Annotated in this window: 28 protein-coding genes and 1 pseudogene; 20 read left to right on the forward strand and 9 right to left on the reverse strand. The window is 41.3% G+C overall.

All coding sequences use genetic code 11. The annotated features are described in order from the left end of the window. Nucleotides 1-152: 152 nt before the first annotated feature. From MHB50_RS20435 to MHB50_RS20450, 4 genes are all read left to right on the forward strand, one after another. A complete protein-coding gene (locus tag MHB50_RS20435) occupies nucleotides 153-1514 on the forward strand; it encodes a PH domain-containing protein (protein WP_340084633.1) in 1362 nt (453 codons plus the stop codon). 42 nt (nucleotides 1515-1556) lie between these two features. After that, nucleotides 1557-1787: a helix-turn-helix transcriptional regulator gene (locus MHB50_RS20440; protein WP_077112629.1), complete on the forward strand. Its 231-nt coding sequence runs from the start codon at nucleotides 1557-1559 to the stop codon at nucleotides 1785-1787. A gap of 437 nt (nucleotides 1788-2224) precedes the next feature. Next, nucleotides 2225-3688 carry a YdiU family protein gene (locus MHB50_RS20445; RefSeq protein WP_339160725.1) on the forward strand — a complete coding sequence of 488 codons (1464 nt, stop codon included), beginning with the start codon at nucleotides 2225-2227 and terminating at the stop codon, nucleotides 3686-3688. Between the two features lie 134 nt (nucleotides 3689-3822). Then, nucleotides 3823-4539, forward strand: coding sequence for a 3-ketoacyl-ACP reductase (locus tag MHB50_RS20450; protein WP_339160727.1), 717 nt, complete (start codon nucleotides 3823-3825; stop codon nucleotides 4537-4539). 55 nt (nucleotides 4540-4594) lie between these two features. Here the strand turns inward: MHB50_RS20450 and MHB50_RS20455 are convergent, their stop codons facing one another. From MHB50_RS20455 to MHB50_RS20475, 5 genes are all read right to left on the reverse strand, one after another. Continuing rightward, nucleotides 4595-5896 carry a TRAP transporter large permease gene (locus MHB50_RS20455; protein ID WP_339160729.1) on the reverse strand — a complete coding sequence of 434 codons (1302 nt, stop codon included), beginning with the start codon at nucleotides 5894-5896 and terminating at the stop codon, nucleotides 4595-4597. Further along, a complete protein-coding gene (locus MHB50_RS20460) occupies nucleotides 5893-6396 on the reverse strand; it encodes a TRAP transporter small permease (RefSeq protein WP_339160731.1) in 504 nt (167 codons plus the stop codon). The genes MHB50_RS20455 and MHB50_RS20460 overlap by 4 nt, the downstream gene beginning before the upstream one ends. 10 nt (nucleotides 6397-6406) lie before the next feature. After that, complete coding sequence (locus MHB50_RS20465) at nucleotides 6407-7486, reverse strand: TRAP transporter substrate-binding protein (RefSeq protein ID WP_340085377.1); 1080 nt, start codon at nucleotides 7484-7486, stop codon at nucleotides 6407-6409. Nucleotides 7487-7826: 340 nt separating this feature from the next. Beyond that, nucleotides 7827-8588 carry a peptidoglycan editing factor PgeF gene (pgeF, locus tag MHB50_RS20470; protein ID WP_077112621.1) on the reverse strand — a complete coding sequence of 254 codons (762 nt, stop codon included), beginning with the start codon at nucleotides 8586-8588 and terminating at the stop codon, nucleotides 7827-7829. Between the two features lie 409 nt (nucleotides 8589-8997). Further along, nucleotides 8998-9222, reverse strand: coding sequence for a PH domain-containing protein (locus MHB50_RS20475; protein ID WP_268920958.1), 225 nt, complete (start codon nucleotides 9220-9222; stop codon nucleotides 8998-9000). 499 nt (nucleotides 9223-9721) lie between these two features. Between MHB50_RS20475 and MHB50_RS20480 the strand changes: the two genes are divergently transcribed. The 6 genes and pseudogenes from MHB50_RS20480 to MHB50_RS20505 all read left to right on the forward strand — a co-directional run bounded on the left by MHB50_RS20480 (nucleotide 9722) and on the right by MHB50_RS20505 (nucleotide 15617). Then, nucleotides 9722-11362: an AAA family ATPase gene (locus MHB50_RS20480; protein WP_340084634.1), complete on the forward strand. Its 1641-nt coding sequence runs from the start codon at nucleotides 9722-9724 to the stop codon at nucleotides 11360-11362. Nucleotides 11363-11388: 26 nt separating this feature from the next. After that, nucleotides 11389-11850, forward strand: coding sequence for a hypothetical protein (locus tag MHB50_RS20485; protein ID WP_205178990.1), 462 nt, complete (start codon nucleotides 11389-11391; stop codon nucleotides 11848-11850). After that, on the forward strand, nucleotides 11847-12062 hold the full coding sequence (locus MHB50_RS20490) for a DUF2997 domain-containing protein (protein WP_205178988.1): 216 nt from the start codon (nucleotides 11847-11849) through the stop codon (nucleotides 12060-12062). Before MHB50_RS20485 ends, MHB50_RS20490 begins: the two co-directional genes overlap by 4 nt. 3 nt (nucleotides 12063-12065) lie before the next feature. Next, a complete protein-coding gene (locus tag MHB50_RS20495; RefSeq protein WP_205178986.1) occupies nucleotides 12066-12767 on the forward strand; it encodes a helix-hairpin-helix domain-containing protein in 702 nt (233 codons plus the stop codon). Next, nucleotides 12767-13387, forward strand: a complete 621-nt coding sequence (locus MHB50_RS20500) for a 4Fe-4S single cluster domain-containing protein (protein ID WP_205178984.1) — start codon at nucleotides 12767-12769, stop codon at nucleotides 13385-13387. The genes MHB50_RS20495 and MHB50_RS20500 overlap by 1 nt, the downstream gene beginning before the upstream one ends. A gap of 249 nt (nucleotides 13388-13636) precedes the next feature. Next, nucleotides 13637-15617, forward strand: a pseudogene (locus MHB50_RS20505) (ATP-binding protein). Between the two features lie 293 nt (nucleotides 15618-15910). Here the strand turns inward: MHB50_RS20505 and MHB50_RS20510 are convergent. Further along, nucleotides 15911-17395 carry an aminotransferase class I/II-fold pyridoxal phosphate-dependent enzyme gene (locus MHB50_RS20510; RefSeq protein WP_236017015.1) on the reverse strand — a complete coding sequence of 495 codons (1485 nt, stop codon included), beginning with the start codon at nucleotides 17393-17395 and terminating at the stop codon, nucleotides 15911-15913. 126 nt (nucleotides 17396-17521) lie between these two features. On the opposite strand from MHB50_RS20510, the gene MHB50_RS20515 reads away from it, so the two are divergent. Beyond that, on the forward strand, nucleotides 17522-17665 hold the full coding sequence (locus tag MHB50_RS20515; RefSeq protein WP_171973941.1) for a hypothetical protein: 144 nt from the start codon (nucleotides 17522-17524) through the stop codon (nucleotides 17663-17665). 54 nt (nucleotides 17666-17719) lie between these two features. Here the strand turns inward: MHB50_RS20515 and MHB50_RS20520 are convergent, their stop codons facing one another. The 3 genes from MHB50_RS20520 to MHB50_RS20530 form a co-directional block, all read right to left on the reverse strand. Next, nucleotides 17720-18187, reverse strand: coding sequence for a hypothetical protein (locus MHB50_RS20520; RefSeq protein WP_077112609.1), 468 nt, complete (start codon nucleotides 18185-18187; stop codon nucleotides 17720-17722). Further along, entirely contained in the window at nucleotides 18184-18384 is a 201-nt protein-coding gene (locus tag MHB50_RS20525; protein WP_077112607.1) for a helix-turn-helix transcriptional regulator, read from the reverse strand. Before MHB50_RS20525 ends, MHB50_RS20520 begins: the two co-directional genes overlap by 4 nt. Nucleotides 18385-18656: 272 nt before the next feature. Beyond that, a complete protein-coding gene (locus tag MHB50_RS20530) occupies nucleotides 18657-19508 on the reverse strand; it encodes a glycerophosphodiester phosphodiesterase family protein (protein WP_077112605.1) in 852 nt (283 codons plus the stop codon). Between the two features lie 257 nt (nucleotides 19509-19765). On the opposite strand from MHB50_RS20530, the gene MHB50_RS20535 reads away from it, so the two are divergent. The 9 genes from MHB50_RS20535 to MHB50_RS20575 all read left to right on the forward strand — a co-directional run bounded on the left by MHB50_RS20535 (nucleotide 19766) and on the right by MHB50_RS20575 (nucleotide 25781). Continuing rightward, nucleotides 19766-19975, forward strand: a complete 210-nt coding sequence (locus MHB50_RS20535) for a spore germination protein (protein ID WP_077112703.1) — start codon at nucleotides 19766-19768, stop codon at nucleotides 19973-19975. Between the two features lie 69 nt (nucleotides 19976-20044). Further along, nucleotides 20045-20287 carry a spore germination protein gene (locus tag MHB50_RS20540; protein ID WP_077112603.1) on the forward strand — a complete coding sequence of 81 codons (243 nt, stop codon included), beginning with the start codon at nucleotides 20045-20047 and terminating at the stop codon, nucleotides 20285-20287. 27 nt (nucleotides 20288-20314) lie between these two features. Continuing rightward, entirely contained in the window at nucleotides 20315-20557 is a 243-nt protein-coding gene (locus MHB50_RS20545) for a spore germination protein (RefSeq protein WP_077112601.1), read from the forward strand. A 20-nt stretch (nucleotides 20558-20577) separates the two neighbouring features. After that, complete coding sequence (locus MHB50_RS20550) at nucleotides 20578-21045, forward strand: Hsp20/alpha crystallin family protein (protein ID WP_077112599.1); 468 nt, start codon at nucleotides 20578-20580, stop codon at nucleotides 21043-21045. 48 nt (nucleotides 21046-21093) lie between these two features. Then, entirely contained in the window at nucleotides 21094-21537 is a 444-nt protein-coding gene (locus MHB50_RS20555; protein ID WP_340084635.1) for an Hsp20/alpha crystallin family protein, read from the forward strand. Nucleotides 21538-21578: 41 nt separating this feature from the next. Next, nucleotides 21579-22226, forward strand: a complete 648-nt coding sequence (locus tag MHB50_RS20560; RefSeq protein WP_077112595.1) for a hypothetical protein — start codon at nucleotides 21579-21581, stop codon at nucleotides 22224-22226. 446 nt (nucleotides 22227-22672) lie between these two features. Further along, nucleotides 22673-22825: an SRPBCC family protein gene (locus tag MHB50_RS20565; protein ID WP_340084636.1), complete on the forward strand. Its 153-nt coding sequence runs from the start codon at nucleotides 22673-22675 to the stop codon at nucleotides 22823-22825. Between the two features lie 196 nt (nucleotides 22826-23021). Further along, nucleotides 23022-24197 (forward strand): Glu/Leu/Phe/Val dehydrogenase dimerization domain-containing protein, encoded by a 1176-nt coding sequence (locus tag MHB50_RS20570; RefSeq protein WP_077112593.1) that lies wholly within the window; start codon nucleotides 23022-23024, stop codon nucleotides 24195-24197. Between the two features lie 153 nt (nucleotides 24198-24350). Beyond that, nucleotides 24351-25781: an amino acid permease gene (locus MHB50_RS20575; RefSeq protein ID WP_339160741.1), complete on the forward strand. Its 1431-nt coding sequence runs from the start codon at nucleotides 24351-24353 to the stop codon at nucleotides 25779-25781. Nucleotides 25782-25835: the final 54 nt, after the last annotated feature.

Genomic DNA, 25835 nt, shown 5'->3' on the forward strand with positions numbered 1-25835 from the left:
AAGGCAAGGGCCGATTTTGAAGAAGTATCATTTAGTTTCTTTAGAAATCATTACTGCAGCAGGTTCCTTAGAGATTGACTATATAAAACATTCAACAGCAGAATCTATTATCAAGTACATTGAATTAAATGGAAATCAAGAGGAAATAAAGAATGAGTAAGATGCATCCATTCCTTATTGTTTCTTATGCGGTCAAGCTGGCGATAAGATTGATCCCTCCTTATTTATTAGTGTTAATTTTTCGTTCCAGCGCAGGTTTAAAAACGATCAATGAACATATTAGTGGGACCATTATATCCATTCTTGGTTGTAGTTTCATTATGTTCGGGTTCGTGAAATGGTGTACTTTGCGTTACAGTATACAAGATGATCAAGTAATCGTTAAAAACTTTTCATTTTTGCAACACACGGTAGAATACATTGACGAAAGAAAGGTCGTTAATTGTGTGACGACAAAGTGGTTTCCAAGTAATATGCTGGGAATTTCTGATTTGCGAATTCAGCTGGAAGGGGATGAAGATGAGGCAACCATTTCTCTGCCCGCGATAAGAGAGCAAGATCGACTCGCAATTGTTAACGCCCTAAAAGCCGAAGAGACCAACTCTGATTTTGTAAAAAGATTTCAAGTAACATCAAGAGAAGTCCTCGGAGGCTTAATCACCAGAGGACTTATATTTACACTTTTCGTGATTTTTCTATCAACCCTTGTTTCAAATATTTCCGAATCCAAAACTTGGGAAGGATACTTTTCTATCGAATTTTGGATACAAGGAATCGCCAATTTGCCAGGCTCTGTCTATATGTATGCTTCAGCTCTCTTAATCATGTCATTGATAGCACAGTATTCCAAAGCAATCAATTTCAATCTTCAAATGGATGATCAGCAAATTAAAATAATGAGCGGAGCATTCTCCAAAAAAATTGTCAGTATTTACATCAAAAATATAAAGGGTTTGATGGTTCAACAAACCCTCGTTCAAAAATTATTTAAAAGGTCGACCCTTTATATAGAAACAATTGATCAAGAGCAAAGAAAAATCCTTTTACACCCTTTTGTAAAAAATGAAGACATCCCTATGTTTATAAAGTTGTGTTATAAAGAGGACATCCATTTGAAAGAAGAGAAATGGAAGAAGCAAGGCGGGAGGCATGCTGTACTCCTCATCTATTTAACTGCATTTTTCATTACGGGTTTGTGTCTCTACATGTTAGCTGAAACCTTGTTCCCGATCGGGATACTTGCCTTACTGATTTTATGTAGCATAAAGGTAATGGAGCATTGGAGTGTAAAATTTCAATTTGAAGCGGACCATTTAATTGTTGAACAAGGAGTTTTCATCAAAAAGACGCATATCTTGCAAAACGCTCATCTTCAATATGTAAAAACAAGGAAAATGCCTTGGCATCACCTGGCAATTCGACATGTACAGTTAGGTTATTTTAATAACTCTGTAAGAAAAAGGATCAAGCTAAAGTCCATTCATAAAAATCATCTCCATTTGCCATTGCTGTAAAAGTACTAATTAATATGGAGTATTAATTAGGAGGCAGTTTAGATGAAGCCGGTTTATCGAATTAAGAATAATCTTTTTGAGTTAATTTATGATAAATATGATACACAAGCGAACCTAGCTAAAGAAATTCAAACAGATCCCTCGTATTTGTCAAAAATATTATCAGGAAAGCAAAAAGTAAGTCCGAGAATTGCTTATGTCATCGCCAAATCCTTAGGGGTATCGGTCGGGGATTGCTTTTACATTAAAAATTCCAAGCGAAAAGGGAGTTGAAATCAAATGGCAATCAAGGATATTCGTTTCATTGCCGCTTTGTCATGGAGCCCCGGCGGGTATCACTTATTGCAAAGGGCTTTGCAAAAGCCTATAGCTTCCGCCAATCCATGTATAACAAACACTGCGTTGATGAATTACTAGCAGTCATATAAACATCGGCACGTTATAAGCAATTTGTCACTTTCCATACAAAAGATGCATCCAAAAGAGTATAATACATAAACAAAAGCAAGATTATAAAGTGAAACTTCATTCAGTAGGAGTTTTCTTCATCTCCTACTGAATGTTAGTTGAACAATCGGGCATTTAGGTGCCGTTTTCTTCCACTTAGACCTTTTGTATCAACTCAAGGCTCTTGAAGTAGGAGTAGTACGGCACCTTACATGCGGGATAAAAATGGCCACTATCAATTTTGTAAAACAAAAGGAGATGCAATGAGTAGATATAACCAAACAGGTTGGAACTTTGACAATAGCTATGCACAGTTGCCGAATTTGTTTTATACGAGCATAAGCCCTACCCCTGTCCACTCGCCCAAATTGGTTATTCTGAATGAACAGTTGGCTGAGTCTTTGGGGTTGAATGTGGGAGCGCTTCAAAGTGGTGAAGGAGCAGCGGTGTTTGCCGGAAACAGCATACCGGCTGGGGCTGAGCCGCTTGCACAAGCGTATGCGGGACATCAATTCGGCCATTTTACTATGTTGGGTGACGGGCGGGCAGTACTATTGGGTGAGCAGATCACACCGCAAGGTGACAGGATGGATATTCAACTGAAAGGTTCAGGCAAAACGCCTTACTCTCGCGGGGGGGATGGCCGGGCGACGCTGGGACCGATGTTGCGCGAGTATATTGTCAGCGAGGCGATGCATGCGCTTGGTATTCCTACAACCCGCAGTCTGGCTGTTGTGACAACGGGGGAGCTCATCTGGCGCGAAACGAAGCTTCCGGGTGCCATTTTGACACGTGTGGCGGCCAGCCATCTGCGGGTGGGAACTTTTGAATATGTTGTCAGATGGGGCGGAGTCGATAAGCTTCAAATTTTAGCCGATTATACCATTAAGCGGCACTTTCCGGAGATTGCAGATGATGAAAACAAGTATCTCTCTTTGCTTCAGGAAGTGATCAACCGCCAAGCGGAGCTGATCGCCAAATGGCAGCTTGTTGGTTTTATTCACGGAGTCATGAACACAGATAATATGGCTATAAGCGGAGAAACAATTGATTATGGGCCTTGCGCTTTTATGGATGTTTACGATCCTGATACTGTATTTAGTTCTATTGATACCCAAGGCCGGTATGCTTACCAGAACCAGCCGATCATTGGAGGATGGAATCTTGCCCGGTTTGCTGAGACGCTATTGCCGCTCTTGCATGAAGAACCAGAGCAAGCGGTAAAAATGGCGCAAGAAGAGGTTTCTGGATTTTCGGAGCTGTTTCATTCCCATTGGCTTGCGGGAATGAGGGCTAAACTCGGCATTTTTAATGATGAGCCTCAGGATGAAAACTTGATTACCGAGCTCCTTGATTTGATGAAAGATCATCGCGCGGATTATACGAATACTTTTCGGGCATTAACGATGAACCGGTTGGAAGGAATGGATCTTTTTAAAACAGAAAGATTTACCCAGTGGCAAAAAAGATGGCGGGATAGGATGGAAAGGCAACAAGAATCAACCGCTTCCTCCCAGGAGCTCATGAGGAAAAGCAATCCTTCCGTCATTCCGAGGAACCACCGCGTAGAAGAGGCGCTGGAAGCGGCAGTGGAAAAAGAAGACTACAGCGTGCTTGAACGTTTGCATAACATTCTTTCCACCCCTTATGCCTATACAGAAGAACAAGCAGAATACTGTACGGTGCCTGCTTCAACGGCTCCTTATGTCACCTATTGTGGTACTTGATGTCTTTATCTTCATAAAGTAGGATTGCAGACCCGTAAATAGTACATGGCATGAATCGAAAGATTTGGCGATGGATTTGGTGACATGGTATATTCAACTAGGAAGCTTAAATATACTATACGAGGAGAGTTGACATGCGGAACTTACAGGGGAAAAATGCTTTAATTACAGGAGCCGGCAGAGGGATTGGGCGAGCAACCGCCATTGCTTTTGCGAAAGAAGGCATCCATGTAGGTCTAATTGGCAAAACGTTTGACAACCTTGAAAAAGTGGCCAAAGAACTTGAAGAATACGAGGTCAACGTAACTGTGGCAGTAGCGGATGTATCGGATCATGACTCGGTGATGGCCGCCGTCGACCATGTAAAATCGGAGCTTGGTCCAATAGATATTCTGATCAACAATGCGGGAATTGCCAAGTTTGGAAAGTTTCTAGACCTTACTCCTGAGGAGTTCAAACGAATTATTGATGTCAATGTGATGGGAATGTATTATGTTACAAGAGCGGTTCTGCCAGATATGATAGAAAGGCAATCCGGAGATATTATCAATATTTCTTCTACTGCCGGGCAAAAAGGCGGGCCGGTTATGAGTGCATACAGCACATCCAAGTTTGCCGTGTTGGGTCTTACCGAATCCCTCATGTATGAGGCAAGAAAACATAATATCCGTGTTACCGCGTTAACCCCGAGCACTGTCGCCACTGATTTGGCGTTTGCGGAAAACTTGACGGATGGTAATCCGGAAAAAGTAATGCAGCCGGAAGATATCGCTGAAGTCATGGTTGCACAATTAAAATTGCATCCCCGCGTCTTTATCAAATCAGCCGGATTGTGGTCGACCAATCCTTAACTGTATAAAGGGAGGCAATCCAAGCCTGAACCATCGGCAGTTGGATTGCCTCTTTTCATTTCATATAATCGGGTAAAAAAGTAACGATTTCAGGGAAAATCACAACGAGCGCCAAACATACAATCATCATAAGCAACATCGGGATGACCCCTTTGAAAATACGCTGAATGGGTACATCTTTGGCAACCCCGCTAATAATATAAACACTTAAACCGAGCGGGGGAGTCAATAAGCCGATATTCATGACGAAGATCATAACGACTCCAAACCAAATACCGTCAAATCCCAGCATTGTAATTAACGGGTACACGACTGGCAGCGTTAAGACAAATATGGCGATCCCTTCCAAAAAAAGACCTAAAATGAAATAGGCGATTAAAATGAACACCAATATGATCATTGGCGACATATCTAGATTGGATACAAACTTCGTAATGACGACCGGAATTTTGCTTAATGCCAGAAATTTGCTGAAAATATCAGCGCCGATCAAAATAAAGAAGATCATGGCAGTTAATCGGGTCGTCTCATTTAACGATGATTTAAAATCGTCCCATTTTAATCTTCGCGTTGCAACTGCTAATAAAAATGCCCCAAAAGCTCCGACACCGCCGGCTTCCGTCGGTGTAAAAAACCCAAAGTAAATTCCTCCGATACTTAACGCGAACAGAAAAAGAAATGGCCAAACACTTGATAAGGACTTTATTTTTACTTTTAATGCTTTTTTTCCAGTTACCGGAGCTACATCAGGATTTCTTAGCACGATGATGTAGATGGCCAGCATGAATAAAACCATCTGTAGTATACCTGGAACGAGGCCGGCGATTAATAACTTGCCGATTGGTTCCATCGTTAGAATACCATAGAGCACAAGGATGACACTTGGTGGAATCAGGATGCCGAGGGTGCCTCCGGCGGCAACGCATGAAGTGGATAATGCATCATCATAACGGTATTTTTTCATCTCGGGCAACGCGATTCTCGCCATTGTGGCGGTTGTTGCGTTGACAGATCCAGAAATGGCCGAAAACAAAGCACTTGTGCCAATCGTTGTCATCGCAAGCCCGCCTTTTACATGCCCGATCCATGAGTCTACGGCGGTGTACAAATCATTTCCAAATCCACTATAAGACAAGAACATCCCCATTAAAATAAATAAGGGAATGACGCTTAATGAATAGGAGCTTGCCGTCGAAAAGGGAGTAGTTCCCAATTGAACAAGTGCCGACTCCCAACCCCTGATCATGGCTAGTCCGAATGTGCCGACAATGATCAGTGATACACTGATTGGCACTTTCATGAGAAATAACAGCAGTAACGTAACAATCCCTAAAATACCCAACAATTCCGGACTCATTTCTTATTCACCACCAAGCTGAAATGTGTAATCGCTTTAAATATGGCTGTAAGCGCAAAGATCACAAGTGTAAAGGAAATCACAAATAAAAAAGGGTGAATAGAAAGAGCCAAGTCTGATGTCGTTGTTTTCCTCTCCATGAAACGGAGCCCGTTGTCAAAAATATGCCTCGCCATAAACAACAGTGTAAACGTTATGACGATTTCAATAACGCCATTTAAAACATGTTTCGCTTTTGTTGACAATCGGTCAACGAGAAAATCAATCGTAATATGATCCCCATGACGATGTGTAATAGCCAATGCAAAAAAAACAAGCAGGGCCGCACCGAGTTCCGTCATTTCATACGTTCCTTTTAATGGTTTGTTCAAAAAATTTCTGCCTGCCACATCCAATGTGATCAACACCATAATAAAAATAAGAAACATATTTGAAATGAACTGTTGAATATCCACTATCTTATTTAATATTTTTTCCGCCTTCTCTACTATATTGGCCATGGTTTAAGCCTCACTCCTGCTTGTTGCTTAATTCAACTGCTCGATCATACACTTTTTGTCCAGGCAACCCTTTTTCATCAACGTTCTTAATCCATTTTTCAATGGTAGGGTTGATATATTTTCGCCAATCTTTCAATTCCTCTTCACTTAATTCGTGAATTTCAATCCCTTTTTCTTTGGCTTGTTCAATGGCGTCTTGTCCGAATTTATCAAAAACTTTTCCTGTTTGCTCGGCCATTTTCTTACCGGTCAATTCTTTCATCGTTGCTTGATCCTCTTCGCTCAGGTCATTCCAGATGTCTTCATTCATGACAACGAACATGGTAGTAGAATAAAAGTTTCCAACCGTCGCATAGTCAATGACTTCATCCAATCCCCATGTTTTAATAGCTTCCCAGGGTGCAATGGTTCCATCCACCACGCCGCGTTCCAAGGCTTCAAAATTTTCGTTCATGGGCATGGATACAGGTGTAGCTCCAAGTGCTTTTAACCACTCACTTGTTTCAGCCGAAGGGGAACGAATTCTCATGCCTTTCAAATCATCCACACTTTTTACTTGTTTTCCGACCGTAAATAGTTGACCGGGATCCGTCGTATACAGCCACAAAGGAATCGTTCCGGCATATTCATCATCGAATTCGTCAAATTCGTTGTATAATTCCCATAAATGATCGGAGCCCTCCACCGCGGACTTCGACATAAATGGCAGTTCCATCACAGAGGTTAATGGAAATTGATTGGGTGTATAACCATGAACGCTTAAAGCCAAATCGACTGAACCGGTGGCAGCGGCATCAAAATGTTCATCCGGCGCCGCCAAAGAGGCTCCGGGATAAGAATTGATCTTTATCCTGCCATCTGTCGCTTTTTCTAGTTCAGTGGCAAATGTCTGAATTTCCTCTTCCATAAAATGTGTGGGTGGGAAAAAGTGTGAGAAGTCAAATTCATGTTCTTGGCCACCTCCGTCGCCATTCCCGCTTTTGTCTTTTTTAGCGTCTGTACTTTCACTTCCTCCACCGCAGGCAGACAGAAAGATTAAGCTGATTAATGCCATGAGTTGAAAAAACCACTTTATTTTTCTATGGGCCATAAATTGCAAATCTTTTCACTCCCCCTAATATTGAGATTTCAAATGTGAAGCGTTTTCATTTAGGACAAAACTCCCCCTCCTTTTTTATCGATTTTCTATAATCATATATTATTTAATATATGTTATCAAGTTTTTCTAGCATATTTTTCTATATTGTGAGAAAAAAAGCTATAATATGACAAAAGAGATTGTCAAAAGATCCCTAAAGACCAATAGATGGTTATTCTTGTCCAACGGAGAAAAAACAAAAAATGGTCACCCGACCCGGTTATTCGTGCATGGAATAGGAGGGTGGCCAATAGATTGTATATTCTTATAATGAAAAGCTTTGGACAGCGTCTTATGTTTTTCTTATGATAAAACTCAAATGTCTTCCAGATGTCTTGTCTTGACGATAGGAGAATCCACCCTTGTTCAAATAGGTACAAGTCCGGTCAAGGGTGATGTGCTCAGAAGGGATGCCGATGAGTTCACATTGTTTTTTGACGGTAAGCTGGTTGTCTATATGATATTTTTTTGTTTCGGCATTGAAATAAATAAAGTCATCAGCATAACCGAGGTCTTTGAATTTTGTGTACACATTCTCATCAACTTCAAATTTTTCCTGGCTCAAAGCTGCGCCAAGATGAACACGAAAATCCCCCGGATGACAACCCTCCGCGTGTATGACGTGCTCAAACATCTTCAAGGTAATTTCTTTAGTCGTGCCCCTCCATCCGGAATGAATAACACCAATGAGACCGTTTGCCTCATTGTAAAACAGCACTGGGACACAATCGGCAGTAAAGCAGCATAACAATACATTCGGCTCATATGTGTACAAGGCATCCGTATTCGGAATGGCCGTTTCAGGTCGGTCGGCACCGCGCCCTTTGTCATCGGCCGTCACCTGATGGACATTGGCGCTATGCGTCTGATGAGCGCACACAAAGTCATCCAACCGGCAGTTTAAAAAGGCGGCCAACTTCTGGCGATTTTCTACAACATGATCAAGGTTTTCACATACATGGAGAGCCATGTTGTTCATTTCAAGCCTGCTTTTATCTTTCATCGTCATCCCTGCCATGAAACGGTCATTGCTTGTGTACATGTTTATTTTCATACCTTCACCTTCTTTTATTTTCATATTCGCCAAATGTCGAATCTGATCCTTGGAAAAATCAGTTTTGCGTCTGTTTCTGCCACATGCATATGGAGCGAAAAATAAGCAAGTGCGTCAACAACGAAATGATATCGACTCACATACAATCTTTTTCATATGCAACAATAGAAAATCTGAAAACGATTCTGCCTAATGACAGGAACCTCTTTTTTTCACGGGTGTTACGAAAAGGATCATTACAAAAAATGAAAGGGGAAAATCGGAACATGTCAAGCTTTAAAGAGACAAAAATATAATCAACATGCTATCGTTTTACATAAAGGATATACCTGCTAAATGGCTAAGTGTTTATGGGTCTAAATGGCGGTCAACTTCAAATGGAGTGGTTCTTTAACATAGAGACATATGCTTATTTATCCTTTGGTGAAACAAGTGCCACTTTAAAGTTAGAATCGTCGTATATGATTTCGAACCTGTCTATTGAATGTGCCAAAGATGCGAATGGATTTTTTTCTAGTGTCGTTTTTTTGATGTCTTTGATTGGGATTTTCTTTAATCGGTCCTTGTTGAATGGTTCGTTATGTATTTTATATCCAGTAGATATGAACAGGGTTGCAAAAGGTATGGTGAACAAAAGTGTTTCAAGGTCTTTTCCAATGAAAAGCGGACTAAAGCAGGCAATGATACAGCCCCAATAGAGAATAGATAACCATGCATCCTTTTACGATATCAAAATATTCGAGCTTTCTTTTTAGTGTGGGTTCGGGAGTTAGGACATGACCTTAAGGTAGGGGCCCGTCATTTTTTCAAACTTTACACTTAAAATTATAGCATAATGAATGGAATGACATGAGAGAAATCGAGAAGTGCCCCTCATTGATGTGAAGCCGAGTGCTGTATAGATAATGTTCCGGTTTCTGAAGATTAATGTTCGTGAATCGGGGCTCTGCATGCTTCTGCCATGATTGGTTCCGCTGCCATAAGTACCCATAGCTGCAAGTCAGCTATTTTAACAATAAAGGAGGATCACCCTCTTATGCCCAAAACAATTTATCTGCACACATAGTCACAGCTCCAATGTTTTAATATAATAGAATTTAATAGTTTGTAAGAATTTACAGGGGGATGGAAAAATGGAGAAAAAGTTTGATCGGGAAAAGCTAATGGCCAATCTGTTTAAAGCACGTTTTCCTTTCCTTTATATAGCTACATGGGAAGAGGACAGAGTGCTTTCACTCATAGAATCGATTGCTTCCAATCAGGCATTAATTAAAACAGAAAGAAAAGTCATCACATGGAAAATTACGACCGGGATTGAAGGAGAGGCTAACGGAAAAGGAGATACAAAATCTGCGCTTAAAGCTTTGGAACTTATTGAGAATTATCAAGAGCCTGCTATTTTTGTCCTGCATGACTTTCATATTTATTTTGGGGACGAAGGACGCACTCCAGACCATCAAATTATCCGTAAATTAAGGGATATCAGCTTGAAGTTGAAACGCAGTCCAAATCCTAAAAATGTTGTATTTCTTTCTCCTGTACTAAGGCTTCCGCATGATCTTGAGAAAGATATTACAATCGTCGATTTTGACTTGCCCACTTTTCATGAGATCAAACAAATTTTGGACGATCTTATTGAGGTTAATAAACAAACCGGACGAATTGCAGTTAATCTGAGTGAAGAGGAAAAAGAAAAACTTGTAAAGGCAGCACTTGGACTTACGTTGTCTGAAGCGGAAAATGCTTTTGCACGCGCAATGGTAGAGGATGGACAACTATCTATTCATGATGTAGAAGTGATTTTAGAAGAAAAGGAACAGATCATCAAAAAGACGGAGATTCTTGAATTTGTCAATAGCCACTTGAATATGGATGACATTGGGGGGTTGGAAAATTTAAAGCGCTGGCTGCGAAAAAGAAACAAGTCGTGGCTGGAGTCTGCCCAAAAATACGGTCTGCCGGCTCCAAAAGGTGTGCTCATAACAGGTGTGCCTGGATGTGGGAAAAGTTTAATCAGCAAAGCGATCAGCGCGATGTGGCAGCTTCCTTTATTACGACTGGATATAGGAAAAATTTTCAGCGGGATTGTCGGGAGCAGTGAAGAGAATATGAGAAAAGCAGTTCAAACGGCTGAAGCCATTGCACCTTCTATCTTATGGATTGATGAGATTGAAAAGGGATTCAGCGGTTTAAATTCATCCGGCGACGGAGGTACGGCCAGCCGTATTTTTGGCCATTTTTTAACGTGGATGCAGGAAAAGGAGAAGCCGGTTTTTGTCATAGCGACAGCCAATAACATTTCGAGCCTGCCTACGGAATTGCTGCGAAAAGGCCGATTTGATGAAATATTTTTTGTCGATTTGCCGACGCATCGAGAGCGGGTCGAAATTTTCAAGGTTCATTTACAGAAAAGATTAAAGGATCCGAACGTTACCGGAGACTTTCTAATAAATGATAACAATTTACATCAACTTGCCGGATTGACAGAAGGATTTGTCGGGGCAGAAATTGAACAGGTAGTCATAAATGGATTATTTGAAGCATTTTACGAAGAAAGAAGTGTTACACTGTCTGATTTTGAAAAGATATGTAAACAGTTTATCCCGCTGTCAGTGACCCAGGCTGAACAAATCAAGGGAATCCGTGACTGGGCCAATGTCAGGGCTGTAGCTGCAACCCCGCGCGAAGACCGAGAGGAATACACGGAAAGTAATGAGGCCGCAGGCATCGGTGATATCATGGCATCACGTGGCGGAAGGACGATCGACTTTTAATCTGATTGAAAGGTGGAAAATGCCCATTGAGTATTGAACTTGTACTGATCCCGGTAGGAATTGCACTGGCACATGCTGCGGGCTCGTTAATCGAGAAAAAAAGCGGCCATACATACAGCATCCAAACAGTCATGAAGAGACAGCATTTGCTGCAAAAAGCCATTGAACAATATGGCTGTAACGTTTATGAACTTAATGAAGATAATTGTCAGGCAGAAGTAGGGGATATTAAAATCTTTTTCCAACAAAATGACAAGGGAATTTTTGAAGCAGTATTTGATGAAAGTGTAGAAAAGGAACATGCATTGGAGTTTATTGATAACCTGCACGTAGAGTATAAATATTTGATCCAGCAAGAGACGTACCAGAAGCTGCTGCAACAGGCCCAGGAAAAAGGGTTGGAATTGGAATCGGAAGAAATTCAGAAAGATCGTTCCATCTTATTAACATTCAATGTAAGTGAGTGGTCGGCAGGTGAGAAAAATTGAGGGATAAAAAATTACAAATAAAAATTACAGAGGACGGCCAAGTTTTTGCCGAGACAATCGGCATCAAGGGAAAGGATTGTTTGGAGTATATAGAGATGCTTGAACAACTGCTGGATGCTGAAACAATAGACTCTAACTATACAGAAGAATACTATCAAACAGAGATCCAGTCTGTTCGCCAAAATAAACAGTTTATAAAGGAGGGCGATTAGTCGATGGCGATCACCAGCAAGGGAAAAGGGTGGGAGTTGAGAAACTCAATCTGGATGCTTTGGGCCATCCTGACATTCGGATTTTTTAATTATGTTTCTTTTTATTATATTTCTTTTCGCGTGAAACAGAAAAAATGGTTTTTTGCCGCTCTGCTATATTCATCGATATTTATCACGACGATGGTTATTAACAATATTTTTTCGGAAGAACATTGGATGTTAGATGCAGGGGCTGTTTTTTTGATAGTCGGATGGGCTGTTTCGATCATCCATGTATTTAAAATAAGACCAGAGTATTTGTTAAGGCTTGAAGCCAAGACGGCAAGCGGCCATAAAGAACGGGAGATTCAATCGCTGAGGAAACAGATAACGCGGGAGTATGGGGGTACTGTTAAATCTCCGTCCACAGTAGCGCCTGTTCAACAAACAGTTAAGGAAAAACCGGAAGATACGATTCAACTGATTGATATTAATACTGCTTCCGAAGATGAAATTGCAGGAGTTCCGGGAATCGGCGCTTTGTTCGCCAAAAAAGTGGTTGAGGCCAGAAGCAGGGCGAACGGCTTTACATCGTTTGACCATTTTGTAGAAGTCCTCGCCATTAAACCGCACTTGGCTGAAAAGATGAGACCTTTCCTTGTTTTTCCTGAAGAAACGGAAAATAGTTCCTTGGAAAAATCAGAGGGGAGAATTGTTGACTTCTAATGAAACTCGTTATTCATCGTTACTTGTCTTGTACAACTGTTGAAGGCCCTGGAAAAAGATTCTGTCTTTGGGTGCAAGGCTGCTCTATTCGCTGTGAAGGTTGCGGGGTGCCTTGGACATGGTCAAAACAGAATGGAAGCACGATCACGGTTGAGGAGCTTTTTAAGGAAATCGAAAAGAGCAAAGAAGAGAATGATATAGAGGGTGTCACATTTCTTGGCGGCGAACCTTTCGATCAAGCGGAAGCTCTTGGAAAGCTTGCTGGCATGGTAAAGAATGCGGGCTTGACAGTGATGACATTTTCCGGTTATCTGTACGAGGAGCTGAAACATAGAACGAAAGCCCGAAGCCTGCTCGCCTGTACAGATTTATTGATAGATGGGCCTTTCGTGAAAGAAAAGCTTGATTTAAGCCGACCTTGGGTTGGCTCCTCTAACCAGCGGTTTCACTTTTTATCACCTGCCTATAAGCACTTGGAAAGCGACCTTTCCTGCATTGACAATAAAATTGAAATTCGAATTTCAAAAGACGGGACTATTTCAGTTAACGGGATGGCAACGCAGGAAGCATTAAATGAGTTATTTGATGTAAGTGAGTTTAAAAAAATCAAAACGGTATAAAAGAGGTTGCCCAAAGGGGTATGGCTTTTACTCGCGGTTATTAGTTCAAATTGCTTTGGATAAATAATTGTGGAGTTTGGCTGCATGTTCTTTTGAGGCGGCTTTTTTTTCGTGTCACTTCTTTTGGGGAAAATTTGTTTATAAGTATTACATTTAGTGCAATAATAGGCTGTAAGTATTATATAATAGGCATAAAGGTCTATGACAACAATTTGATGATTGGAGCCTTGTATGATGGTAAGGAAACAGATGGAATACATACAGCATGAAAAGAATGCAACCCTCATTACATCATTAGGACAGAATGAAGTTTTGCGACTTGTTGCTGTGGCCATATCCGAAGAAATCCTTCAATGTAATGCCGCTGGGTTTACGTCAAGAAGATGGAACATACAAAAGAATGGCTGGTTATGGCGTAATGCTCGAAACAATGATCTTTGATCCAGAAGAAGATCTTATGATTCAACGAATCATGAACACAAAACAAACTTTATATATACCAGATATGTCCATGGATCACCATCTGGTTTCGGATTATGTGGAAGCGTTTAACATCAAATCATTATTAGCTTCACCCATTTTCTTTGAGGATGAATTATTCGGCCTCATTTTTTTGTTTAATGATAGAACTCCTATGTGTCTATCGGAACCCGAAATCCAAGGGGTTGAAGTGTATGCGCATATGGTTTCTGTAGCCATTCGGAATGCCGGTATATTTAAACACCGGGAGCTTATTGCCGAGGAGCGGCTCATGCAGGGAGTGCTGCGCGATTTATGCATGTCTACATCATCTGAAGATAGTTTGCATACGTGTTTTTTCTACTTGGGAAAGGTTTTACATACTTGGCAACTCGCGGCTTATCTCTTGGATCCATGTGACCAACATACCATTACCCTCATAAAAACATGGGGTGATAAATTAGAATTGGGGCAGAGCCTGACAACGTTGATTCAAGATGTTGTAAAAGCAAAACAAATCCTGTTTATTGAAGATGTGCGTGAAGATGAAAGGCTTAAAGGACAGTGCCATATGAAAAGTATATTGTTGATTCCTTTCGCTTCAATGGGGCAAGTGGCGGGGGTAATAGCCGCTTTCAACGTTTACCCCGATGTCCAAATCCCGCTGGCCCAGTCTATTGTGGATGCGACCGCTCTTACGCTTTCAAATGTACAGTATGTGGATAGACTGGAGAATATGGTGGAAGAAAGGACAAAGGAACTCGCTGCTGCTAATGAAAAAGTGACAAGCATCATTGATGGAATGACAGATGGTTTCTTCACTTTGGATCAAGAGTGGAAATTTACTTATATCAATAAACATCAATTTTTACCCCAAAACAAGACTGTGACAGAAGTATTGGGCAAGAGCATATGGGATATTTTTCCAAAGGCAGTTGGTACGGCTATGTATAAAGAATTTCATCGGGCGATGAGGGGAGACATTCCTGTCCATTTTGAAATGCGTTCAGTTTATGAAGATGTTTGGCATGAAATCGTAGCCTATCCATACGATGACGGAATCTGTTGTCTTTTCAAGAACATAACGGAAAAGAAGAAATACGAGAAAGAGCTCAGAAGGTTATCCAGCTTGGATTTAATTGGACAAATGGCAGCGGGTATCAGCCATGAAATCAGAAATCCAATGACGACGGTGCGGGGTTTCTTACAGTTATTAAAAATGGAAAATAAATTTATCCAATACAAACGCTATTTGGATTTAATGATAGAAGAGCTCGATCGTGCCAATGCGATTATTACGGAATTCCTTTCAATCGGAAATACAAGGACATCTGAATTACAGATGCTTGATTTAAATACCATTGTTCACGATATCGTTCCCTTAATCAAAATCGACGCGGCCAGTCAAAGCCAAATAATTGCTGTTGAGACGGGAGATATTCCGCAACTTCTCTTAAATCGTAATGAAATTAGGCAATTATTAATGAATCTTTACAGGAATGGCTTTGAAGCGATGAACGAAGGGCAAGTGCTGACCATTAAAACATATAAAGAAGGGAACCATGTCGTTCTTGCCGTGCAGGATCAAGGAGCGGGAATCAGTCCTGAAGTAATGGAAAAGCTGGGAACACCCTTTTTTACAACTAAAGACAATGGCACCGGTTTGGGGCTCGGTGTGTGCTATGCCATTGCTGCCCGTCATAATGCAACAATCGATATTGAGACAGGGTCTGAAGGGACGACGTTTTTTATTAAGTTTCAGGCAAATTAATTCTTGCGTAGTTTCAAAATATGATCATGACAATACATACAAACTTTTAAAAGAAATATAGATATCTCGACCTTTTTAAAGATAAGATGTTGGATTCATAGGATTTATTTATACATTTATTGCGATTATTGTACGGCTATCAAGAGTAAAAATTGGATAAACATGCTGGGGGGTTCAATAAGTCGATTATTCGGCCTATGGACACCCCCCTCTGCTTTTAAACGTTGTGAGCTTTATTTGTATGTTACTTTTAAAAGATATATCCTTTGCGGGCGGTCCTTAATGGTTTATGGCTATTCAATGATGTAGATGGATTCCATCGTATCGTCGGAAGGGCTTTGAAAATATGCGCCCATCGCATAAAGGTGTCTAATCGTTTGTATATGAGATTGGTTGATTTCCTCTCCGGGTGTAAGGAGCGGGATGCCGGGAGGATACGGAAGCACTGTTTCTCCGCAAAGGGAGCCGACTGCCTCGTCCAAAGCGGCTTTTCGGCGGGGCATATGAAAGGCGTCCCGCAAGGAAACCTTCGGTTGATATAAAGTGCCTTCTGGATCAAAAAAAACCAATTCCTTTTTTGGCGGTCTGGCTTTTTCAGACCAATGTTGTAATGTTTCATCAACCTTTTTGATGGAGGATACGACTTTATCAATATCGCCTTCTTTTTCATGGAGCGAAAACAAGAAAACAACATGGCGTGGGTCACTCATTTCGGCGGTTGCGCCTTGCTCATAAAACAGGTCCAGCAATTGATATCCGGAAACAAGTTCATTTTTACACGAGACAATCCACTTCAAAGGATCTCTGGCATATACTTCCTGACTTCCTCCCCATATGGAAAGTATTTTGAGATTCTCAGAAAGAGTTTTTCTGCGGTCTTCCAAACGCTGTACGGTTTCTTTTAACTGTTCCCTGCCGCGCTCTACTAAATGGCGTCTTGCAACATCCAAGGAAGCAAGCAACGGATATGAAGGGCTTGTGGACTGAATCATACCGAGTACTTGTGCCAACCGTTCACGGGAAACGAGCTGGCCTTTCATATGGAGCATGGAGGTCATATGCATGGAGGTTAACATTTTATGCGTAGACTGTATGACCAAATCGGCTCCTTTCGAGAGGGCGGACGGCGGAACTGTTTCCGCTTGGCCAAAATGGGCGCCGTGCGCTTCATCCACAATGAATGGTACGCCGGCTTGATGACAAATAGCCGCTAATTGGGTAAGGTCTTGACTCATCCCATAATAATTTGGATTTGTAATCCACACTCCTTTCACATCAGGGTATTTCTTTAAAGCCTGTTCAATATAATATGGTTCCGCCACCATTGCTGCTTTTGTGGTGGACTCCATTGCCGGAGCAATGTAGATCGGCTCGGCCCCGGCCAACAATAAACCGTGAAATACAGATTTATGCATATTGCGTTGAACAAGAATTTTGTTTCCCGGCTGACATAAGGAGAGCGCTATTCCGACGTTTCCTATCGTACTTCCTCCCACAAGAAAGAACGTATGATCCGCTCCAAACGCATCCGCAGCCAAACGCTGCGCCTTTTTGATCGCATTTGACGGATGATGCAGATCATCAATCCCTTTTGATTCAGTGGCATCGATAGACAATAGATTGGAAAAATGTTTTAAAGAATTTTCGTCAAAGACGCGTCCATCCTTATGACCTGGTACATGTAATGAAGTGCGGTTCTGTTCCTCATATAAACAAAGCATTTCATAAAGAGGGGCTTCCATATGTAAAGATGTACTTGTTTTTATATGATGATTCAAATGACCATCTCCTCTGTTTTATAGTAGAAACGATGAAAAAATATGAATTTTCTACCTTTTCATCGTGCTCATTATAACCTATTTTCGGTAGGAGGTGAAAGAGGGAGTATGTTTTTGGGGGAGAGAATGAAGACGTGGAAAACAGCCATATTACGCGGGAAAGGACTTGGAACGGGCCCATCACGGCTTGACTCCTCGTGCCAGATTGGAATGGAAGCGGGAACAATTGTAATTGAGGGGAAAGCTTCACTTCGCTTTTCAACTAGATAAATCGCTTGAAAAATAAAGTGAAGCCAAGAGGTTTCATAATGTTCTGAGCTATTCCTAGTCTAATAAATCTTTGTTCTTTTTGTAGGATCGCTTTAATGAAATATAGTTTGATAAAAACGCAACCAATCCGACCGTAATCAGGAGTCCGATTACATCCGCCAACTGCTTCTTCAGTGTTGATACTCCCATAAACAAGATGTATAAAATGAAAAAAATAACAACAAAAATAAAGGTTTGGTAAATCAACGCTTTTCTTTCTCTTTGAAACTGTCTGGCCGTTACTACATTTTCGTATTCCATACCAGAGAGCATATACCTTGTCGCTATATAAAGAAGCGGGGTGCAGAACCCTAATCCCCAAAGGATGTTAGCGTCAAAATGCCAGATAGACAATAGTTCTATAAAGGCAATGGCACCGAAAAGTATCATCGAGGTGACAGCTGCTTCAGCCATAAAGTAGACTATTTTCAAGCGTTTGTATTCATCTTTCGGCAGAAAAAACGTTAACCATGATGTAATCAATGTGACTCAACCTCCCAAAATAATTCATCCAATGTTTTTTCCAATGCTTTGGCAATGGCAATACAAAGTTGCAGGCTTGGATTATATTCGCCTTTTTCGATCAATCCAATCGTCTGCCTTGTGACTTTCACTTTTTTTGCCAACTGGATTTGTGTCATGGATTTTTCTAATCTCGCCAACTTCACTCTGTTGTTCAATGTATCACCTACATTCATTGCCTGATGTAATATATATATTACTTATGTAATTTATATGTTACATCACTTCGGTTATGAAGTCAATTGGTTTTGACATTCACACTTTCCATATATGCCTTTTATTAAATGGAAAAATTGGTATGGAGTAAGCGCCAGTGATCAGGTTTTGTAAAAAGGTGTGAAGGCGGATAGGGAGGGAGGACCCGTGGGGTTAGTTGTTTTTTAACAATGTGTAAGAGAGCAGCATGTAGATGCCACTCTCTTTGTGGGAATTATTGGTTTTTTCCTGGATGGTCATAAACATGCTCAGGATAGTCGGTAATGATTCCATCAACATTCAGTGAGAACAATTCGTAAGCTTGCTCCTGCGATCTGGAAGTGTATGGATACATTTTCATTCCGACGGCATGAACGCGGTCTATAAGCTCCGGTGTCACAATACTGATCGTCGGGTTAAAATAATCGGCATATGCCGCAAAGTCCGCAAGCTGTTCATCTGTAACGCCTGCCCATCCGCCGCCTAATAACACACCATGGGGTAAAAGCGGCAGAAGCTCTTTGGAGGTTTCGATGGATTCATGATGAAAAGACTGAATGACCATCTTTTTATTGTTTGGCTTATGCATATTTCGTTCAATCAAAGCTTTCGCTACCTTCTCTTCGATCCCGGGATATCGTTCAGGTGATTTAAGCTCAATCAAAATGCCGGTTTTTCCACGGAACTCATCAAGTACTTCCTCAAAGGTCGGAATTTTTTCACCTGCAAATTTTTCACTGAACCAGCTTCCTGCATCTAATTGTTTCATTTCTTCCAATGTAAGATCTTTCACAGCACCCGTTCCATTCGTGGTCCGGTCTACCGTTGTATCATGCATAATGACTAGTTCGCCGTCCTTTGACATTTGGACGTCAATTTCTATGTAATCAGCCTTCATGTCTACACCTTTTTGAAACGCGGCCATCGTATTTTCCGGTGCATGGCCCGATGCCCCCCGATGCGCCACATTAATCATTTTAAGCTGCTGTTGTTTTGAAATAGGGCCCTCCTGTGCCGCAAGTGCTGGAGCTGTATACATTCCCATGGCGAGGCTTGACATTAAAACGATGGAAAAAAACTTCTTCAAATCACTCACTCCCTTCATTTTCAACTCTATTATAAGAAGTAATGATAAAGCCTTCATGAATAAATGATAAAAATACTGTAAGAATATTTGGTTAATTAGTCGCGTATCCAAAGTCTTGCTTTTTTTTTTTCAAAAGACTAGATGAGAACAGGCTTGCAAATAGGCGTATGCCATGGAGCAAGGCAAGCCCGCAACATATAATATGGGGAGGAAAGCTTCAGCGCCAATTCATTTGATGAGAGGTGACAGCTTTGAAAATGGTAAAAACGATTCATAACATGAAAACAAATATCATCGCCCAAAACGGAAACATTAATTTTGGAGCGACAGTTCAAAGCAGCCATACTGCAAATACCAAGATTGCCGGGGTTTGTTTTTCATTCGGCGATTGTTCTCATGTCATTGATCTGAATAAGCAAACGACGGCAATCGGCGTTAGCCGAGGGAAAAACGGCAAAGGGGAATAAGGAGCGAACTTTAACCAAACGTGGAAAATGGGCATATATATAAACAACGACGAGTTGGGAGGAGAGAGTATGCCCTCAAACATAAATATATACAGCATTAAAATTAACAATATTTCCAACAACGGTTCTCTAAACATTGGTGATGCTCTGCATAATTCACATTCAGCCAACACCAAATCGCAAGGGGTCAATTCCTCGTACGGGGATATTTCTCCGACAACTTCGGGCATGGAAAATGTGTTCATCGATCCTGATGGAAATGACCAGGGGGACATCGCAACTCCAGCCAATGTGAACGCTAATCAGCTTTAATGAACGCTTCTAAGAAAGGAGTAAAAAATGCCTTACTTTATAAATATTCTCACAATGAAAACCAATGGAATTACCAAAAACGGGAACTTGGATATTGGAGCAGTCATCCAAAACAGCCATACCGCCAATACAAAGTTTATAGGAGCCAACCTTTCTCTGGGTGATTTGTCTCCTTCCACTTCCTTAATGGGCAACGGCAGCATTGACACCGATATAAGCGACCAAGATCAAATAGCCACTCCATCGTTCCCGATCAGCAATCAATTTTAGACAATTAGGGGAGATTGACCATGCTTCCATTTCCGTTTCTATCTAAAGGTGGACTGCCAAAATGGCTGACACAATCATATTTAAACAATGACATTCAAAAGTTTGTTCAAGAAATGGTTGAGCAGTCCATCTCCTCATCTATCAAAAATGCAAAGATGATGGGAAGCGTGCACGAAGTTGAAGAAGAAAGACCGGAGCAAGCGAATGGGACACTCCAGGCATCCACTTTTGAAAGCAATGATCACGTTTACGTTCGAGTGTTTGTCAAGGATGAATCTGTACTTCCCAATGTGAAAATTTATCATAGTTCCAACGAGCTTGTCATTGAAGGGATGCCCTCTTCAGATGACCGGCATATCATTTCCCTGCCTTCTCCGGTGCGAATGAAGGAATCTGTTTCGGAATATCGTGACCATCATTTGCAAATCAAAATGAAAAAAAGAATCGATCCCCAATTTACAGAGGTAGCTGTCCCGACATTGGATTAGGAGCAGTTCTTTGTATTTTGTTTTGAGCAATAAAGGGGGGACAAACAAATGGACTTTGAAAAAATAAAACAATGGATGGAAATTACACAAAAATATCAAAATGGGAAGTTTTGGGAAACAATTTTCGATGGCAATTCCTTTGATGAAGATGAGGAGACGTCTGAAGTACATCCTTTACAATCAAAAAACAAATCTGATCCAAAAAAATACCCGAAAACGGATATTTATGTAACGGAAACGGATGTCGTTGTATTAATGGAGATTCCTGGTGCTTTAAAAGAGGATATTGCCCTGTCCGTTTCGGGCAGTAAGCTTTCTGTCAAAGGAGTATTGCAGCCACCCATGATCAATGGGGCTTCTGTCTTGAATGAACGAAAATATGGAGAATTTCAAAGAAATATTGATTTGCCGGAGCCTGTCGACAGTAAAGACATCTATGCCCGATTTAAAAATCCTACGCACGAAAATATACAAGGGAAGAGAACATCATGATTCGGTAAGTCAACATTTTATCGTAAGGTGTGATGCATGTTATGCCCTTTAGAAGAAAAGAACTTAAAAATCACTTCCCGGAGGACATTTTTCAAAAAATCAGAGCGCTCGAAAAACAAGTGAAGAAGTTGGAAGTGATCGAAGATCATGTGGAGGCTTTGCGGGCGGACAAAGGATCGGCTCCTTTGGCAAATCAAAAAATAGAGAAAGATTTGGAAAAAAAACTCTTATTGTTTATAGAGGAGGCCATCAAAGGAGAATTGAAACCGATACGGCATTCGTTGGAAGGATTGTCAAAAAGAATTTCCAAAATGGAGAAGCGTGTTTCTTTTTATGAAAAATGGTTAGGGGACTATTTGACAATGTACGATCAGTGGATGGAAGAAAACAAGATGAAGGGAAGGGACAAGAGAGAGCAGGAGACGCCGATTGTGTACCAAGAGATCAAGGTGGATAAATTGTTTGTTGATAAGTACGAACAGGTGAATAACTTGGGAAATCTTGGCATCAAAGATTTAAGTGGGCAACTAAATATCGGTGCCACTTTTGAAAACAGCTCGAATCCCAGTGAATATCTTGATAAATGGACAGAGAAAGCAGATAAGTTTCATCAAACGATGGAAAAGCTCAAAGGGCTAAACAGGCAAGACGCAGAAAAGCCTAGTGAAGGAGCAAAAAAATCGGAATAAGAGATTTCTAAGACACAACAGCAGTCCCGGCTTTTTTCTTTTTGAAGGGGGATGTCTTAATCAAACATTTGATTAAATGAAACAATAGACGAATAGGGGGTAAAACGGAAAAACCTTACATAAATGTAGGCTTTCCGTTTTTTTATTTTACCTATGATCCTGTAAGTCCTTACAATGTTCCCTCATTCATTTGGCGGTCAGCGTTTGGCCGATCAACAAGTCTTTTGTGACCCGGCGAGAGCTGCGATTGATTTTATAAGACTTGCGCACCATTTCTCATCGAAGAATGGTCGCATTTTTACTGGGTATGGCCCAACTGGAAGATCGGTATGTATCTAGGAGAAGATGGCAATATGACAACAAGCCACGGATAAGACCCTGGCCATTTACAGTTATATTTTAAGAATGCTCACATCACTGCGGAGCAAGAGGAACTGATCAGATTTGTGGACCAGGTAGGCAAAGAAGATTTTGAATTGGTGGAGTTTTTGCAACAATGGTTTGATACGAAAGGATTTGACTGCGGGGGCTATTCTCGGAATGAATACGCTATCAAGTTTTTCCACGAGCGTTATAGAGAGGAAATGGGTGAAATATAGAGGTTATGCCATATGGGAGCCCTATAATCAAGTTTATCAACTGTATAGGTATGATAATCAAGCGTTGAGTGCGGTAGCCTTCAATGACTAGAAGCGTTACACTTAATATAGGGACCCTTCTTGCTATATTTAAAAATGGCAAGTGGGTCATAAATGCATCTAGATGTTGCAGATTGTTTATAGGAGGGACACCCAGATGTTAAAACCATATTTAGTGGTAGAGTGGAACGATACAGAGACAGATGCGAAAGGCTGGCTAGTCGTCCATAACTTTGTGAAAGGCTACACAGGTGGCGGGACGAGAATGCACCCGTCTGTGACAAAAGAAGAAGTAGAAAGACTCGCTGAAGCAATGGCTTATAAATACGTAGCGAGCGAATCTAAAACGACCGGAGGTTGTAAAGCAGGTATTTCCTATGATTACAAAGCGCCGGACGCGTACGATGTGTTAAGAAGATTTTTGATTGCGATGATGCCTTATATAGATAACGGTGTATCTTTGGGAAGTGATTTAGGAACAAAATATGAAGATGTTTTGAATATCTTCCATGAATTCGGTATTGATATTCCTCTCACGCAGTCAATGAAGCAAGACCCGGCAGTATTACAAGGGATAAAAGATTATGATGACCTATTAACAAAAAAAGTGGACGGGCTGCTTGTAAATGATGTTGTGACTGGCTATGGTGTCGCATTTTCTGCGGATGAAGCCTGGAAATTTAAACATGGGAAAGACGGCGCGAGAGTGGTCATTCAAGGATTCGGCTGCGTAGGTGCAAGCTGTGCATTGAAAATGTCTCAAATGGGATATAAAGTCGTCGGTATTTCAGATGCCAATTTGCTTGTAACGTGTAAGGAAGGCTTGGATGTTCAAAAGCTGATCGACCATAAAAATGCTTACGGAGAAATGGATCGGGATTATTTTGAAGCAAATTATGAAGTAAGACCGAACACGGAATGGCTTGATGTCGACTGCGATATTTTAATTCCGTGTGCGCTGGAGGATGTCATCAATGCATCCAATGCTGAAAAAGTAAAAGCAAGCTTGATTGTGGAAGCAGCGAATATTCCGATTTCAGCTGAGGGAGACAAGATCATTAAAGAAAGAGGAATTGATATTGTCAATGACTTTGTCGCCAACCTGGGGGCAATCCGTTCCTATGACGCTGTTATTTTTGGTTTGGTAGAACCAAATCCGCAAGCGGTGATAGATGATATTGAGAGACTGTGCCGGAAAAATGTGTCCCGCTTGTTTACGGAAGCGAAAAAACAAAATCGTTATCAAAGAGACGTTGCTTTTGAGATTTTTAAACCGGAAAAGAGCGATTTAATAGAATATACGGCATCAAGTTCAGCAACAGCCGTTCAGTAAAAATGGATGGGGAGCGCAGTAAAGCGTCTCCCCCGAACTCGTGACTTTGATATGATAACGAGGTTTCGGATCTTCATATTCATTCACAAATAGGCAGTACCGAACAATCGTAAGGAAAAAAGCTAAGGTTTTTAACATATTGGGGGGAACTGAATGGAAGAAGAACTAGGGAGTCAACAGTCAAAAGGATTAAAAAGATCGATGAAAAGCAGACATTTGTTTATGATGTCTATAGGAGGAGTCATTGGAACAGGCCTTTTCCTTGGGTCTGGGTATGCAATTGGTGAAGCGGGACCTGCTGGAGCCATTACCGCATACTTGTTCGGTGGATTGGTGATGTACCTCGTGATGATCTGCCTTGGAGAGTTATCAGTGGTCATGCCGGTATCAGGTTCATTTCAGGCGCATGCAGAGCGATTTATCGGTCCCGCAACTGGATTTATGATCGGATGGACTTATTGGTTGAGCTGGGCCATTTATGTGGGTTTGGAGTTTATCGCCGCCGGATTGCTGATGGCCAGGTGGTTTCCGGATGTCCCGGTATGGGTTTGGTGTGCCATTTTTGCTTTACTCCTATTCGGCATTAATGCATTGACCACTAGAAGCTTTGCCGAAACGGAATATTGGTTCTCCGCCATTAAAGTACTTGCTGTACTCTTCTTTATTGTCGTTGGCGGTGCGGCGATTTTTGGACTCGTTCCGATAAAAGGCCAATCCGCGCCATTTCTTTCAAACTTTTTCAGTGATGGACTATTTCCAACGGGATTTATGGGTGTTTTTATATCGATGATGACAGTTGTCTACGCTTTTATGGGGTCGGAAATTATGGGGGTTGCCGCAGGTGAGACAGAAAACCCGGAAAAGAATATCCCGAAAGCCATTCGAAGCATTGTCATCCGGATTATGGTTTTCTATGTACTGGCAACCTTTATTTTATCGGCTATTGTTCCGTGGAAAAAAGCGGGTGTGCTGGAAAGTCCTTTTGTAACCGTATTTGATATGATTGGTATTCCATATGCCGCTGATATTATGAACTTCGTCATATTGACGGCCGTTCTTTCAGTGGGAAATACAGGTTTATTCGCTTGTACAAGAATCCTGTATTCGCTATCCCAAAGCGGACAGGCTCCCCGTTTATTTGGTAAATTGAACAAGCGCGGCATCCCGATGAACGCCCTTTTCGTTACATTGGTGTTCGCATTGCTCTCGTTGTTAACGAGTGTCATGGCGGAAGAAACATTGTTTGTCGTGTTGCTGGCCATTAGCGGTGTTGGGGGAGTAGTCACTTGGATGGCGATTGCATGGGCCCAGTATAGGTTTCGTAAGCAGTATATTGCTAAAGGCGGGAAAGTAGAAGATTTGACCTTCAAAGTTCCTTTTTACCCTCTTGTCCCCATCCTCTGTTTGCTCATGTGTGTAGGAATCGTTGTCTTCACTGCTTTTGATCCCACACAGCGCACGTCACTGTATATCGGATTCGGCTTTGTTGCCGCATGCTATATCTTTTACTATTTCAAGTTTGCGAGAAGTAAAGTGCATGCACCGGTCTTGAGAAATAAAGAACCTGATAAATTTGCGCAATAGAAATGGGACTGCACGAATTTTGCCCGCGTGAGCTTAAACAGCAGGTGAAGGCTG

This window comes from Siminovitchia sp. FSL H7-0308, from assembly GCF_037980985.1.
GTDB classification, from domain to species: domain Bacteria; phylum Bacillota; class Bacilli; order Bacillales; family Bacillaceae_C; genus Siminovitchia; species Siminovitchia thermophila.